Source organism: Exiguobacterium alkaliphilum 12/1, assembly GCF_000714435.1.
GTDB classification, from domain to species: domain Bacteria; phylum Bacillota; class Bacilli; order Exiguobacteriales; family Exiguobacteriaceae; genus Exiguobacterium; species Exiguobacterium alkaliphilum.
The window spans coordinates 58,435-71,285 of the sequence record NZ_JJMW01000058.1; the positions used below are offsets into that span (position 1 = coordinate 58,435).

The following is a 12,851-nucleotide window of genomic DNA, read 5'->3' on the forward strand; positions in this document are numbered from 1 at the left end:
CATGGCCCAACTCGTACTCAAACCGAAAGCGAAGCGATTCACGGGAATCGGTCAATACGGAACGCTGTTCGCGATTCTCGCATTGATTGCGGTCTTCGGCGTGACGAACGACCAGTTCCTCACGTACGCCAACTTCAGCGACATCATCAAATCCGTCTCAATCGTCTCGCTGCTCGCCCTCGGGGTGACGTTCTCGCTCATCGTCGGCGGGTTCGACTTATCGGTCGGTTCGACGGCGAGTCTCGCGACGATCGGGGCGGCGTCAAGCCTCGTGTTACATAGTCAAGAGCTACTCGTCGCCTTGCTCGTCCCAATTATTCTCGGCGTTCTCGTCGGGCTGTTGAACGCGCTCGTGACAATCAAATTCCGGTTGCCGGACTTGCTCGCGACGCTCGCCATCATGTACGTCATCAACGGGGTCCAATTGACGTACACGAAAGGGTTCTCGATTTATGACAACATGCCGATTGATGGAGGAACGGCGCCGGGGCGGTTCATCCCATCGTTCCTCTTCATCGGCCAAGGTTCAATCGGTCCGGTCCCGTTCGTCGCCATCTTGATGATCCTCTTCTTCGCCGGGGCCCATCTGTTCTTGACGTATTCGAAGACGGGGCGCGAGTTCTATTACGTCGGCTCGAACGTCGAGGCGGCCCGTCGTTCGGGTATCGCCGTCAATCGAATCAAGCTGTACGCTTACGTGTTGAGTGGGCTATTCGCAGCCATCGGCGGCATCATCTTGGCGTCACGGATCGGCACGGGCCAAGTGTCGGCCGGCGCACCGCTCCTCATGGACGCGGTCGCGGCCGCCTACATCGGCTACGCCGTCTTCGGTACGGGACGCCCGAACGTCGTCGGCACGTTAATCGGTGCCGTCTTGATTGGCATCTTGTTGAACGGGCTGACGATGTGGGATGTGCCGTACTATGCCCAAGACATCGTCAAAGGGGCCATCTTGATTGCGGCGCTCGGCTTATCGTATATCCAAAAGAAACAGATCACATAGGAAAAGTCCTCAGAATCAAACGTTCTGAGGACTTTCTTTGCGTTCCATGCGGACGAAGTCATACACGCTCCCGTTCGTCGGTTGTTGAAACGAACCGGTCTGTTTGAAACCGCACGTCTCATACAGCCGGATGGCCCGTTTGTTGAAGGCGGCGACGGCGAGCGTAATGCGACGCGGCGCGTACGTCGTCTCGATGAAGTCGAGAATCGACGAAAGGAACGCGCGTCCACTCCCGCGTCCGGTCAAGTCCGGACGCATACCGAGGCCGATATCAAGCGTTTCATCATCCGTTCTCGCGACGCTCACGAAACCGATTAGTTCGGTGTCGGACGTGATGGCGAACACCGACTGTCCACGCTGTTCGGCGTCTAAAAATTCGGTTAAATCGGCTTCGTCAGCCTCCATATTGTAAAAGGCATAATCGCCTTCGTAGTGCCACGTATAGGCAATCGTTTCAGCTTGTGGCTGGGTCAGGGTAGAAAATTGATACGTCATGTGAATTTCCTCGATTCAAGGTCAGAATGGAGTGCTACACTCATTATAGTACCACCAACTTAAAGAATGGGGTGACCACATGGGAATCAAATTAGACATGGTCGGCATCGTCGTCGAAGATATGAAACGGGCGCTCGACTTTTATCGGATGCTCGGTCTGTCAATCCCGAAAGCGATGGATGGGGAAGCGCACGTCGAGGTCGACGACGGCGGTGTCCGGCTCGCCTTCGACACGGTCGAAGTGGCCGAATCGGTGTATGGGGAATGGAAGCAGGCGACGGGACACCGGGTCGAACTCGCTTTCTTATGTGACAGTCGGGATGAGCTAGATGCGCGCTATGAGGCGATCGTCGAGCATGGTTATGCCTCGCATCGGGAACCGTGGGATGCGTTTTGGGGGCAACGCTATGCCATCGTCATCGACCCGGACGGAAACCTCATCAGTCTATTCGCAGCATGACAAGACCCTCGCCGGATTCGGCGAGGGTTTATTCGTCTCGTGTCTCGCCCCACGAGCAGAGCGCCTTCATCGCCGGTTGCAGGCTGAGCGCTTCCTCGGTGAGTGAGTATTCGACATGCAGCTGTTTCTCGGTCGAATAGTCGATGCGGCGGACCATGCCGAGCTGTTCGAGCTCGCGTAGTTGGTCGGTCAACACTTTACGGCTGACGTCAGGGATGGCACGTTGAATCTCGGAGAAACGGCGTGGGCCGTCCTCAAGCGTACAGTACACTTGGGGCCGCCATTTGCCGCCGATGATGTCGAGCGCCTTGTTGACGGGGAACGGGGTCGTCATGTTCACTTTGCCTCGCTTTCGGGTAGTTACTTCAATGTGCGTACTATTTTTCTTGCTTCGATGAAGGTATCGTATCGTTATCGATCAAATTGAGCAAACAAAAAGGAGCGGATGACAGTGACATATCCACGTACATTCTCACATATCGGACTATCGGTGCCGAGTGTGGCGGAGGCAGTGAAATTTTATGAGGACGTGATGGGCTGGTACACGATCATGCAACCTTCAGACGTCGTCGAGGACGACTCGCCGATTGGTGTCATGTGCACGGACGTATTCGGACCGGGCTGGGGTAGCTTCCGAATCGCCCATATGTCGACCGGTGACAAAATCGGGATTGAGTTGTTCGAGTTCCCGAACAATGAGTCGCCGGAGGACAATTTCGAGTTTTGGAAGACAGGCATTTTTCACTACTGCGTCCAAGACCCGGACATCGAGGGACTCGTTGAGAAAATCGTCGCCCACGGCGGAAAACAACGCATGCCGATTCGGGAGTATTACCCGGGCGATAAACCGTACCGGATGGTGTATTGTGAAGACCCGTTCGGCAACCTCGTCGAGATTTACTCGCACTCGTATGAATTGACGTATTCGGAAGGAGCGTATTGAAATGAAGGCATGGTTACTCGATCAACCAGGACTCAATCATCTACATCTCGGGGAGACGGAGCGACCGACACCGAAAGCGGGCGAACTGCTCATCAAAGTCGAGGCGGTCGCGTTAAACCCGGTCGACTATAAAGTTGGCACGAACGGCAACCCGAACTGGTCGTACCCGCACATTCTCGGGGTCGACCTCGTCGGGGAAGTCGTCGAAGTCGGCTCGAGTATCGCCAACATCATCACCGGGTCACGTGTCGCCGTCCATACGAGCCTCGGGAAGAACGGTGGCTTCGCAGAGTATGCGGTCGTCGATGCGCGTGCCTGTGCCGTCGTCCCGCCTGACGTGAGCGATGAGGCCGCTGCGGCCATCCTTTGTGCCGGTATGACGGCGTATGAGGCGGTAATGCAGAAATTGAACACGCGTGACAAAGAGACGATTCTCATCCACGCCGGAGCAGGCGGGGTCGGCGGTTACGCGATCCAACTTGCGAAGAAACTTGGGCTTAAGGTGTTCACGACGGCGTCGCCTGACAACTTTGACTGGGTGAAAGCGCTCGGTGCCGATGTCGCCATCGACTACAACACGGAAGACGTGACGGAACGGATCATGGAAGAGACGGACGGTCGCGGCGTCGACCTCATCTTGAATACGGTCGGTCGTGACGTGGCGACAGCCGACCTCGACCGGCTCGCCTTCAGTGGACAGCTCGCCTATATCGCCGGTCCGCCGGATACGTCGAACGTGAAAGGCTTTACGCTCTCGCCGTCCATCCATGAGGTCGCCCTCGGTGCGGCCCATGCGAGTGAGGATGAGCGCGCCATTCGCAACTTGGCATATATGGCGGAGGAATTGATGAAATTACTCGAGGCCGGCGAATTGAACGACCTCGTCACCGACGTCTTGCCGTTCGATCGGTTGAAAGATGGTTTGGAACAATTGCAAACACGAAAAGTACGCGGGAAATTGATCGTCCGGGTACGCGATTAATGATGGTGCCTCCTATCTATGGATAGGGGGCCATTTTTGGAGGGGATGACATGGATTTACGGACATCGTATCAACAGACGTCGCATCAACTGAGCGGTCATGGTAGACGGAACGTCGGCGTCTTGCAGCAAGTGTTCGCCGAGGTCGACCCGAATCAGGCGAGCGACCATTACGGGACGGGCGAAGTCATCGCGCGGTTCGAGCAGAAACTGGCGCAAGAACTCGGCATGGAAGACGCCATCTTCTTTCCGAGCGGCACGATGGCGCAACAGATCGCGTTACGCATTTGGGCAGACGAGACGAAGAACCGACGCGTCGCCTATCATCCGCTCTGTCACCTGGAGATTCACGAACAGGACGGCTTAAAGGAACTGCATCACCTCGAGCCGATCTTGATTGGGGACGACAAGCGGTTGATGACGCTCGAGGAAGTGCAGGCGTTGCCCGACATCGCCTGCCTGTTGATCGAGTTGCCGCAACGGGAGCTCGGGGGCTATTTGCCACCGTTCGATGAATTGGAGGCGATCAGTCACTTGTGCCGGGAGCGGGGGATTCGTCTGCATCTCGACGGGGCACGATTATTCGAGACGCTCCCGTATTACGAGAAGACGGCAGCAGAAGTATGTGCACTGTTCGACAGCGTCTACGTCTCATTCTACAAAGGCATCGGCGGGATTGCCGGAGCCATCTTGGCCGGACCGAAACCGTTCTGCGCCGAGGCGAGAGTGTGGAAACGGCGGTATGGTGGCGATTTGATTGGGCTGTACCCGTACATCATCCCGGCCGACTATTACTATGGGTTGCGGAAAGACCGGATGGCGAGCTATTATGAACAGGCGAAAGAACTCGCGCGCCGTTTCAATGCGCTCGATGGGGTGTGGACGACACCGGACGTCCCGGTGACGAACATGTTCCACCTTCATGTTGAAGGTGACGTGGAGGAAGTCTCGGCCCGGGTTCAAGCTGTTCAAGATACGACTGGGATTGGCATCGCAGGTTATCTTGTTCCGCATGACGGCTATTGTTCGACCGAGATCAGTGTCGGGGATTCGGTCGAGGCGATTGATGCACCTCAACTCAATCGACTATTCGAACAATTCGAGCGATGAGGAAGTAGAAAAAGCACCGCACCTCAGTCGAGGAGCGGTGCTTGCTGCTATCTGGATACGATGGCGTCGAGGCGTTCGAGCTGCGAGGCGAAGCCTTCGACGGCGCCCGTTTCGACGACCTTTTCAAGCGATTCGACGTCCGAGAACTCGGAGCGGCTGACGAGCAGTGTGCCGTGTGGGATGTCTAAAAACTCGTTCGTGATTGTCATGACAGGAAAGTCTGAATTGATGTTCCCGTCCGCATCCGAGAAGGCGTCCGTATAGACAATTTTTCGATGTGGTGTAATCTCGACGAACGTCGACTTCCCCCATGACTCCATCCCATAATAGTCGCCTTGATTTTTGTCGACACACGTCATTTTGTAATGCCACGTCCCGCCTGGTTCGAACGCGAACGTGCGAACCTCGGTCTTCCATCCGGCCGGTCCCCACCAAGATTCGAGATGGGTCGGGCTCGAGAAGGCTTCGAACACGAGCTCGCGCGATGCCCGAAAGCTACGTTCGACGACGAGTGTGTTGCCTTCTACGTGCGATTTGACAGCCCCCATTGAAACGTCCCCTTTCATGAGAAAGCGCCTTGACCTCAACGTAGTCCTTATTCCCGCTTTTTGGAGAAGTACAACTTGTTCAGTCAAACAACAAATCGAGCACCGTCTCACCGATAGGGCGTTCTTTCCCTTCGTATGGGAACGAGTGGATGTGGATGGCCGGATTGAAGTTCAGCTCGATGATACCGTAGTCACCTTCACGCTCGAGCGACGGAATCATCATGTCGACACCGCAAATCGTCGCACCGACCGCCTTCGCGGCCGCGACGGCGATCTGTTTATACGAATCGGCGATCCGGTCCGTGTAGTCGATGCTGTCGCCGCCGGTGCTGATGTTTGAGTTCTCACGAAGGAAGACGCGCTCACCATCCGCGATCACACTATCCGGCGTCTTGCCTTGAAGGCGCAGGAACGCGACGACGATGTCATCGATCTCGATTTTCTCGAGCGGGGTCTTATATCCTTTTCCGCGGAGTGGGTCTTCGTTTTTTTGGGCGACGAGCTCACGGATTGTCGAGGCCCCGTCTCCCGTCACATTCGCCGGGACGCGGTGCAAGATGCCCGCCACCTCGTCGCCGATGACGAGGAAACGATACTCTTTTCCGGGCAGGAACGTTTCGAGCAAGATGACGTCATCAAACGTACGAGCGTGACGGAACGCCGCGAGCGCCTCGTCGAGCGTCGTCCCGTCCTTGAAAATGTGGATGCCAATCCCGAAGTTCGTCGACTTCGGCTTCAAAACGACCGGCTCGTTTGAGAACGCATGCCAAGCGTCTCGTAAATCGGTTTCACTTCGGAGTTCGACTCCTTCAGGGACGCGGATGCCATGCTCGGCGAGGACGTGTTTCGTCACCGTCTTGTTTTCCATCATGAGCACCGACACGTAGTTGTCTTTTGACGTCTTCGTCGCCTGTTTCACATATTCGGTCCGGTTGCCGTGGCGAATCCGGATGAACTGGTCGTCTCGGTCGATGACATCAATGGTGTAGCCACGTTTCAAGGCCGCCTTCATCAAAATCTGCGTCGACAGCTCCATGTCCGAGTAGCCGTGCATTCGGAACCGGTTGGCGTATGCGTCTCGATAGAACAGTTCGGCTTGCCGGAGCGACCAGGCCGTGTAGCCTTCGGTTGTCATCACTTTCGTCAACCGGGCCGAATACGTCGCGTCCACATGGTCGATTCGTTCGCGGACGGAGCCGAAGACGTCCGCGAACCCGAGGGCGTAGCGAGTGTTGAACGCTTCGATGTCATCTAACAGTTCGTTCGCATACGTGTGTAAGGCGATCGAATCGCCATCCCGGTGCAACGTGAGCGTCGGGGATAGCCCTTCTTTGGCGACAAGCTGTTGGTTATGGAACGCCTCGGCCTGCCAGTTTGCGGAGTCTGTCTCGTCTTTTAACGCCAAGTAGAGTAGGAAGATGTGCAGGAACTTCAAGTCGTCGAGGGCGATGCCCGTCTTCTCGAACGGGTTCAAATCGATGTTTCGAATCTCGATATAGTCGATGCCGTTCGTTTCAAGTCGTTCCAAGTCATTGCCGCCCCGGGACGTCTTCAAACGAATCGGCGAGTATAGCTCGTTCGGACTCTCGATGTCGCCTTTCGCGATGAAGCGGCGGACGCTGTCGGTATATGCGGCGAGCGTCGAATAGTCCGAGTAGAGCGGTTCGACGTTCGTGTAGCCGCAGTCGCTATTTCGGTAAGACAGGGCCGTCGAATTCGAATACACGTCCTCGTTCAATGCCTGCATCTGGCTGACGCAACGTTCTTCATAGCTCGTATGGACGGCAGGTGTCGCACCGAACAGGTAGACGATGAGCCAACGCATCCGCAAATAGTTGCGGACGAGCTTCAAGTAGAGTTCATCTTTGAAGCGATCATATTGTTCGGGCGACCCTTCATATAAAGCCGCAACCAACTCGTCTGCGAACGAGAAGTTGAAATGGATACCCGAGATGAGCTGTTTTTTCGCCCCGTATTTTTGGAGCAGATGCTCCCGGTAGCGGCCGGCCTCAACGCCAGAACTGCCAAAATCGGCGAGCGGGATGATCCCGCCGTCCGGAAGCGCGCACGGCATCGACTGCGGCCAGAGGCGCTCGTCATCGATATGCAGCGCCGTGATATCGTACAGCGTCTGTAGGAAGTCGTGTGCCCCTTCGACGGTCGGGAACGTCGGCGTGATCAGCTCGATTTGACTTTCCGAGAAGTCGGTCGTGATATAGGGGTGCGTCGCCTTGTCACCGAGACTGTCTGGGTGTTTCGTGACGGCGAGCGTCCCTTCAGGTGTCACGCGGAGCATCTCACGCTCGATGGCGAACCGGCCGCTCGTGAGCAATTGTTTTGATAACTGACTAAATCGCTTCTGCAAGGGAAGTCACTTCCTTTTTTGTTAGTCGGACGTACAATGCGGAGACGAGTCCTTTGACGATGCTCGAGATGGCGATGCTCCACCAGATGGCATCGAGACCGAGAACCGGCTCGAGCAGGATGGCGAGCGGGATGCGGGCGACAGTAAAGACGATGGAAATGGTCGCCGGGATTTTCGGTAATCCGAGTCCGGAGAAGTAGCCGTTGCCGATCATCTCGAGCGAGGCGAAGATGAGTGATACACCGATGATGCGTAAATAGCTCGCACCGATGTCAATCGTTGTCGGATCATCGACGAATAATCTGATAAGGACGTCCGGGAAGACGAGGAAGACGAGTGTGATCAGCCCGGTGTAGAGCATACCGATTCGCGTCGTCACCCGGTATCCTTCGTGCACCCGGTCAATTTTCCGGGCGCCAAGGTTTTGGCCTGTGTAACTCGCGATGGCGCCGTTCAGTCCGCCGATCATCATATAGGCGATCGCCTCGATTTGGAGGCCGATGCGCTGGGCCGCGATGGCCTCGGTCCCATATGAACCGATCATACGGGCGAGAAAGATGCTGATGACAGTAAAGAGGACGCGTTGCGTCGCCATCGGAAACCCGAGACGAAAAATCTCGGTGTAGTCGGCGCGGACCGGTCGCACGGTCTCTTCCCAATCGAACAAGGCCCGGGCCCGATGCCAAAAGAAGCCGAACATGACGGCGTTCGCGGCGAGAGTCGCGAGACCGGCCCCGAGTACGCCAAGGCCGAGCGGATAGATGAAGAGCGGTGACAGCATCATGTTGAGGATGACGCCCGTCGCGTTGATCCGCATCGCCGTCGTCGTGTTTCCATAGGCGCTGAACAGACGGGCGAACAGCAAATTGAAGAACGAGAACAGGAGCATCGGTGCACTGACGAGCAAATACTGATAGGCAAGATGCTCGACGGTTGGCGCGTTCATGTTCAAAAAGCCGATCAGCGTCGGTCCGAGTGAGACGAGCAGGAGGGCGGACAAAAGCCCGAGCCCGAAGTTCAGCCGTCTGCCGCTCCGAACATAGCGTTGAATCAATTCATCGTCGCGTTTGCCGACGGCTTGTGACATTTTTATGCCGGCGCCGACGACAATCAAAGACTGGATTGCCTGGGCGAGCATAATATAAAAACTGGCCGCGCCGATACTGGCGACGGCGTCGCTTCCGAGCGCGCCGACCCAAAACATATCGACGAGACTGTACGTAAACTGTAAGAGCGAGCTGCCGACGAGCGGTAGGGCGAGCGCTACGATGACGCGCTGCACGTTGCCGGTCGTCAAATCGACGGTTTTCACATGACAAGACTCCTTTGATACTTTATATAACAATTTAGTTATATATAAGCACGACGAGACGATCTTGGCAATCGTGACGTCCGAGTCGACGAAAAATCGACACAAAAAAAGGAATTCGCTGTGAATTCCTTAACGGGTATACGCACGAATCCACGTCGTCATGTAGACGAGGTTCGCGATGATGAGCGTCGAGACGAGCGCAAAGACCGGATACGTCGGCCACGCTGTCTGAAACAGCGGATAAAAGAAGAACGTCAGCATGGAGAGCGGGACCGAGATGCTGAACGAGACGTACGCCGCTTTCGTCGCTTTCGCCGTGATCAGCGCCTCGCGTTCATCGACTTCACTGAATTCAGTCATACGGACCGACCATTGACCGAAGCTCATCTGTTGATTCGGACGTGTGCGGAACGAATAGATCGTCCAGACGATAAAAAAGATGATCAATAACAGGAACGGTAAAAAGTTGAACTCTAGCACGAACACGCCGGATTGTAGCGCAGCCAATGAATGGGTGACTGTTGACGCGAACGAGGCAATCGTGAACGCCATTAGGATATACAAGATAATGCTTGATACAGATTGGATGATGACACGTTTCATTCTGTTTCCTCCTCGATTGTAAAAATAGATTCAACCGGTTCCTCGAACACGCGGGCGATTTGCATCGCAAGCAGGAGGGACGGGGTATAACTCCCTTTCTCGAGCGAGATGATTGTTTGTCTCGTCACACCGACCTTGGCCGCAAGATCACCTTGGGTCAAGTGATGCCGGGCCCGCAACTCTTTGACGCGATTAATCAACGGCATGGCGCCACCTCATTTCCTGTTTCTAACAACAGTGTAAAACAAACTTTACTTTATGTAAAGTGAGCTTTACTTATTTGGTGGTGGTACAATAGAATCAAACGTGAAAGGGGAGAAGCGAATGAAGGCGATTTTAGGGCAACACCACGTGTCGGCGATGACGGGGGACGCAAAGAAAAACTTACGATTCTATACAGAAGTGCTCGGGATGCGACTCGTCAAAAAGACGGTCAACCAAGATGATCCGTCGATGTATCACTTATTCTATGCAGATGAGACGGGGACGCCGGGAAGCGATTTGACGTTCTTCGAACTGCCGTTTCTCGGACAGACGTATCGTGGGAGTAGTAGCATCTCACGGACGGCGCTTCGAGTGCCGCCAGGAGCATTGACCTATTGGCTGAAGCGGTTTGCCGAATTCGATGTGCTTCATGATCCCGTAGAGGAGGTACGCGGCCGGCCGACGCTTTATTTCGAGGACGGGGAAGGGCAACGGCTCTGCCTCGTCGAAGGTGGCTCGGGGACACCGTGGTCAAACGGTCCGGTCCCCGTCGACGTCGCCATCTTCGGTCTCGGTTTCAGTGAATGGACGGTGCGACGCATCGAGAAGACGGGACGCGTATTGACGGACGTGCTCGGCTATCGTTTCGCCTCTGAATTTGAGCGGAATGAGCAAACAGTTCGTGTGTTCGAGACAGGAGAGGGGGGCGTGGCGACGGAGATTCACCTCGTCGACCGTCCCGATGTCCCGTCGGAGCGGCCGGGCCGGGGAAGCGTCCATCACGTCGCCATTCGTGTCGAGGACGACTTGGAAATGGAGCAATGGGTCGAGCGGTTAAACGAGTTTGGTATCAGCCATTCCGGACTGATTGACCGCTATTATTTCAAGTCGATTTATTTCCGTGAGCCGAGCGGCATTTTAGTCGAACTCGCGACCGATGGACCGGGATTTGCGACCGATGAGTCCGTCGAGACGCTCGGGGAGCGCTTGGCGCTACCGCCATTCCTTGAGCCGCGCCGGGATGAAATCGAAGCGAAGTTAAAACCACTCTAATTCAAAAGCCGACAGACTCGTTTAGTCCGTCGGCTTTTGTGCGCCTAAAAGTAGGGCCAGTTCGTTCGTCCGATTCGCAACGAGATCGGCAATCGTATAGCGGTCGAGCACATGGAGGAACGCAAGCATCGCCTCGTTCAACACGCTCCGGAGGTCGCAGGCAGGGGCGATGACACAGCGGCCTTCCCCAAAACATTCGACGAGTTCGAACGGTTCCATCGTCCGAACGACGTCGCCGACGTTGATGTCTTTCATCGGACGGGCTAATCGGAAACCACCACCGCGCCCGCGCACCGACTCGAGATACCCATGCTTACCGAGTTCGTAGACGACTTTCATGACGTGGTTTTTTGAAATCTGGTACTGGTCCGCCACTTCTTGAATCGTCACGAGACGATGGGAGAACGTGGCACTATACATCAATGTTCGGAGTGCGTAATCGCACGATTGCGTGAGCCGCATGAAATCACCTCTTCGTTCGTTCATTGTACAAGACATCTCGCGAAAGCGCGATGATGAAAGGTGTGAAGAAAGAGTGGCGGATTCAAGTCAGAAATTTGAACTTGATTGAAACTAGTATTTAATATATTGCTTTTAAAGTGATTTCTCTCACATAATGAACGTGTACATTTGAAAAGGGGGAAACATAGATGTTAGACCAACAGACCATCGAAATCGTCAAAGCGACCGCACCTGTCTTGAAAGACCACGGGGTCGCCATCACGAGTCACTTTTATAAGCGGATGTTCGAAAATAACCCAGAAGTCCGTCACTTCTTCAACCATACGAACCAACAACGCGGCCGTCAGCCAGAGGCGCTCGCGAACGCGGTCTATGCGGCCGCCGTCCATATCGATCGGCTCGAAGCAATCCTTCCGGCCATCCAACCGGCGCTTCATAAACATAAGAGTTTGAACATTCGTCCAGAACATTATCCGATCGTCGGTGAGAACTTACTCGGCGCGATTCAAGACGTACTCGGGGAAGCCGCCACGCCGGACATCATCGAGGCATGGGGGAAAGCGTACGGCGTCATCGCCGACGTCTTCATCTCGCTCGAGAAACAGATGTACGACGATGCGCCTTGGCTCGGTTTCAAGCCGTTCACGATCGCCGAAGTGATTGAGGATACGCCGGAAGTGAAACGATTCCGCCTTGTCGCGAACGATGGGGTCATCGGGACGGCCATCCCGGGTCAATACCTCTCAGTCCAAGCCCGCATCCAAGGTGAGGCCATCTTGCATCACCGTCAATACAGCGTCGTCGAGACGACAGAAGACGGCTACTGGATCGCACCGAAAGCGGAAGGACTCGTCTCGAATTGGCTCCACGCACAGACGGTCGGCACCGAGATCCCGGTGAGCGCCCCAGCCGGTGATTTCGTGCTCGAAACATCGGACCGTCCGCTCACCCTCATCGCCGGCGGCATCGGCATCACGCCGCTCTTCAACATGGCGAAGACCGCGCTCGGTGAAGGCCGTTCGGTCACACTATTGCATGCGGTGCGCAGCACGAACCTTCGTCCGCTCGGTGAAGAACTCGACGAACTCGTGAACGACGGACTCCAGCTCATCACACACGTCGACGACGTATCAGGCTGTCTGGGCGCGACACAGCTCGAAGCACTCGATGTCGACGGGCACGACGTCTACACGTGTGGCCCGACGGCGATGATGGAGACGGTCGTCCAGACGATTCCACAAGCCCGTTACGAGTTCTTCGGGCCATCAGTCGTCCTAGCCAACGCATAAGAAAAGACGACCGCGAGAGCAGT

At 55.5% G+C, this 12,851-nt stretch carries 15 protein-coding genes; 7 read left to right on the forward strand and 8 right to left on the reverse strand.

What is annotated here, in order from left to right; genetic code table 11:
• The first annotated feature begins 1 nt into the window (after position 1).
• Positions 2-1,003: an ABC transporter permease gene (locus tag RT52_RS11755; protein ID WP_051690353.1), complete on the forward strand. Its 1,002-nt coding sequence runs from the start codon at positions 2-4 to the stop codon at positions 1,001-1,003.
• 15 nt (positions 1,004-1,018) lie between these two features.
• Here RT52_RS11755 and RT52_RS11760 read toward each other — a convergent pair whose 3' ends face one another.
• Positions 1,019-1,498, reverse strand: a complete 480-nt coding sequence (locus tag RT52_RS11760; protein ID WP_034817569.1) for a GNAT family N-acetyltransferase — start codon at positions 1,496-1,498, stop codon at positions 1,019-1,021.
• Positions 1,499-1,577: 79 nt separating this feature from the next.
• Between RT52_RS11760 and RT52_RS11765 the strand changes: the two genes are divergently transcribed.
• A complete protein-coding gene (locus RT52_RS11765) occupies positions 1,578-1,958 on the forward strand; it encodes a VOC family protein (protein ID WP_034817571.1) in 381 nt (126 codons plus the stop codon).
• A 28-nt stretch (positions 1,959-1,986) separates the two neighbouring features.
• Here RT52_RS11765 and RT52_RS11770 read toward each other — a convergent pair whose 3' ends face one another.
• The gene (locus RT52_RS11770; protein WP_034817572.1) at positions 1,987-2,292 is read right to left on the reverse strand and encodes a winged helix-turn-helix transcriptional regulator; all 306 of its coding nucleotides are present in this window, start codon (positions 2,290-2,292) and stop codon (positions 1,987-1,989) included.
• A 117-nt stretch (positions 2,293-2,409) separates the two neighbouring features.
• On the opposite strand from RT52_RS11770, the gene RT52_RS11775 reads away from it, so the two are divergent.
• Genes RT52_RS11775 through RT52_RS11785 form a run of 3 tightly spaced genes read left to right on the forward strand, consistent with a single transcriptional unit; the run spans position 2,410 to position 4,992 of the window.
• On the forward strand, positions 2,410-2,901 hold the full coding sequence (locus tag RT52_RS11775) for a lactoylglutathione lyase family protein (protein ID WP_034806986.1): 492 nt from the start codon (positions 2,410-2,412) through the stop codon (positions 2,899-2,901).
• Between the two features lies 1 nt (position 2,902).
• Positions 2,903-3,883 carry a zinc-binding dehydrogenase gene (locus RT52_RS11780; RefSeq protein WP_034817573.1) on the forward strand — a complete coding sequence of 327 codons (981 nt, stop codon included), beginning with the start codon at positions 2,903-2,905 and terminating at the stop codon, positions 3,881-3,883.
• 50 nt (positions 3,884-3,933) lie between these two features.
• Positions 3,934-4,992, forward strand: a complete 1,059-nt coding sequence (locus tag RT52_RS11785; RefSeq protein WP_034817575.1) for a threonine aldolase family protein — start codon at positions 3,934-3,936, stop codon at positions 4,990-4,992.
• A 47-nt stretch (positions 4,993-5,039) separates the two neighbouring features.
• On the opposite strand, the gene RT52_RS11790 is transcribed toward RT52_RS11785, so the two are convergent.
• From RT52_RS11790 to RT52_RS11810, 5 genes are all read right to left on the reverse strand, one after another.
• Positions 5,040-5,540, reverse strand: a complete 501-nt coding sequence (locus tag RT52_RS11790) for an SRPBCC family protein (protein WP_034817577.1) — start codon at positions 5,538-5,540, stop codon at positions 5,040-5,042.
• Positions 5,541-5,619: 79 nt separating this feature from the next.
• On the reverse strand, positions 5,620-7,905 hold the full coding sequence (gshAB, locus tag RT52_RS11795) for a bifunctional glutamate--cysteine ligase GshA/glutathione synthetase GshB (RefSeq protein WP_034817579.1): 2,286 nt from the start codon (positions 7,903-7,905) through the stop codon (positions 5,620-5,622).
• Complete coding sequence (locus RT52_RS11800) at positions 7,889-9,322, reverse strand: MATE family efflux transporter (RefSeq protein ID WP_260577623.1); 1,434 nt, start codon at positions 9,320-9,322, stop codon at positions 7,889-7,891. The genes gshAB and RT52_RS11800 overlap by 17 nt, the downstream gene beginning before the upstream one ends.
• Before the next feature lie 24 nt (positions 9,323-9,346).
• A complete protein-coding gene (locus RT52_RS11805) occupies positions 9,347-9,820 on the reverse strand; it encodes a hypothetical protein (RefSeq protein ID WP_034817583.1) in 474 nt (157 codons plus the stop codon).
• Positions 9,817-10,026: a helix-turn-helix transcriptional regulator gene (locus RT52_RS11810; RefSeq protein WP_034817584.1), complete on the reverse strand. Its 210-nt coding sequence runs from the start codon at positions 10,024-10,026 to the stop codon at positions 9,817-9,819. The genes RT52_RS11805 and RT52_RS11810 overlap by 4 nt, the downstream gene beginning before the upstream one ends.
• A 118-nt stretch (positions 10,027-10,144) precedes the next feature.
• Between RT52_RS11810 and RT52_RS11815 the strand changes: the two genes are divergently transcribed.
• The gene (locus RT52_RS11815; RefSeq protein ID WP_034817585.1) at positions 10,145-11,077 is read left to right on the forward strand and encodes a ring-cleaving dioxygenase; all 933 of its coding nucleotides are present in this window, start codon (positions 10,145-10,147) and stop codon (positions 11,075-11,077) included.
• Between the two features lie 21 nt (positions 11,078-11,098).
• Here the strand turns inward: RT52_RS11815 and RT52_RS11820 are convergent, their stop codons facing one another.
• The gene (locus tag RT52_RS11820) at positions 11,099-11,539 is read right to left on the reverse strand and encodes an RrF2 family transcriptional regulator (protein ID WP_034817586.1); all 441 of its coding nucleotides are present in this window, start codon (positions 11,537-11,539) and stop codon (positions 11,099-11,101) included.
• A 188-nt stretch (positions 11,540-11,727) separates the two neighbouring features.
• On the opposite strand from RT52_RS11820, the gene RT52_RS11825 reads away from it, so the two are divergent.
• Positions 11,728-12,828 (forward strand): globin domain-containing protein, encoded by a 1,101-nt coding sequence (locus tag RT52_RS11825; RefSeq protein ID WP_034817587.1) that lies wholly within the window; start codon positions 11,728-11,730, stop codon positions 12,826-12,828.
• The last annotated feature ends 23 nt before the right edge of the window (positions 12,829-12,851 follow it).

Bases quoted from the DNA above. Each gene is read 5' to 3' on its own strand.
- RT52_RS11755 (WP_051690353.1), top strand. From the start codon at position 2: ATGGCCCAACTCGTACTCAAACCGAAAGCGAAGCGATTCACGGGAATC.
- RT52_RS11760 (WP_034817569.1), bottom strand. From the start codon at position 1,498: ATGACGTATCAATTTTCTACCCTGACCCAGCCACAAGCTGAAACGATT.
- RT52_RS11765 (WP_034817571.1), top strand. From the start codon at position 1,578: ATGGGAATCAAATTAGACATGGTCGGCATCGTCGTCGAAGATATGAAA.
- RT52_RS11770 (WP_034817572.1), bottom strand. From the start codon at position 2,292: ATGACGACCCCGTTCCCCGTCAACAAGGCGCTCGACATCATCGGCGGC.
- RT52_RS11780 (WP_034817573.1), top strand. From the start codon at position 2,903: ATGAAGGCATGGTTACTCGATCAACCAGGACTCAATCATCTACATCTC.
- RT52_RS11785 (WP_034817575.1), top strand. From the start codon at position 3,934: ATGGATTTACGGACATCGTATCAACAGACGTCGCATCAACTGAGCGGT.
- RT52_RS11790 (WP_034817577.1), bottom strand. From the start codon at position 5,540: ATGGGGGCTGTCAAATCGCACGTAGAAGGCAACACACTCGTCGTCGAA.
- RT52_RS11805 (WP_034817583.1), bottom strand. From the start codon at position 9,820: ATGAAACGTGTCATCATCCAATCTGTATCAAGCATTATCTTGTATATC.
- RT52_RS11810 (WP_034817584.1), bottom strand. From the start codon at position 10,026: ATGCCGTTGATTAATCGCGTCAAAGAGTTGCGGGCCCGGCATCACTTG.
- RT52_RS11815 (WP_034817585.1), top strand. From the start codon at position 10,145: ATGAAGGCGATTTTAGGGCAACACCACGTGTCGGCGATGACGGGGGAC.
- RT52_RS11820 (WP_034817586.1), bottom strand. From the start codon at position 11,539: ATGCGGCTCACGCAATCGTGCGATTACGCACTCCGAACATTGATGTAT.
- RT52_RS11825 (WP_034817587.1), top strand. From the start codon at position 11,728: ATGTTAGACCAACAGACCATCGAAATCGTCAAAGCGACCGCACCTGTC.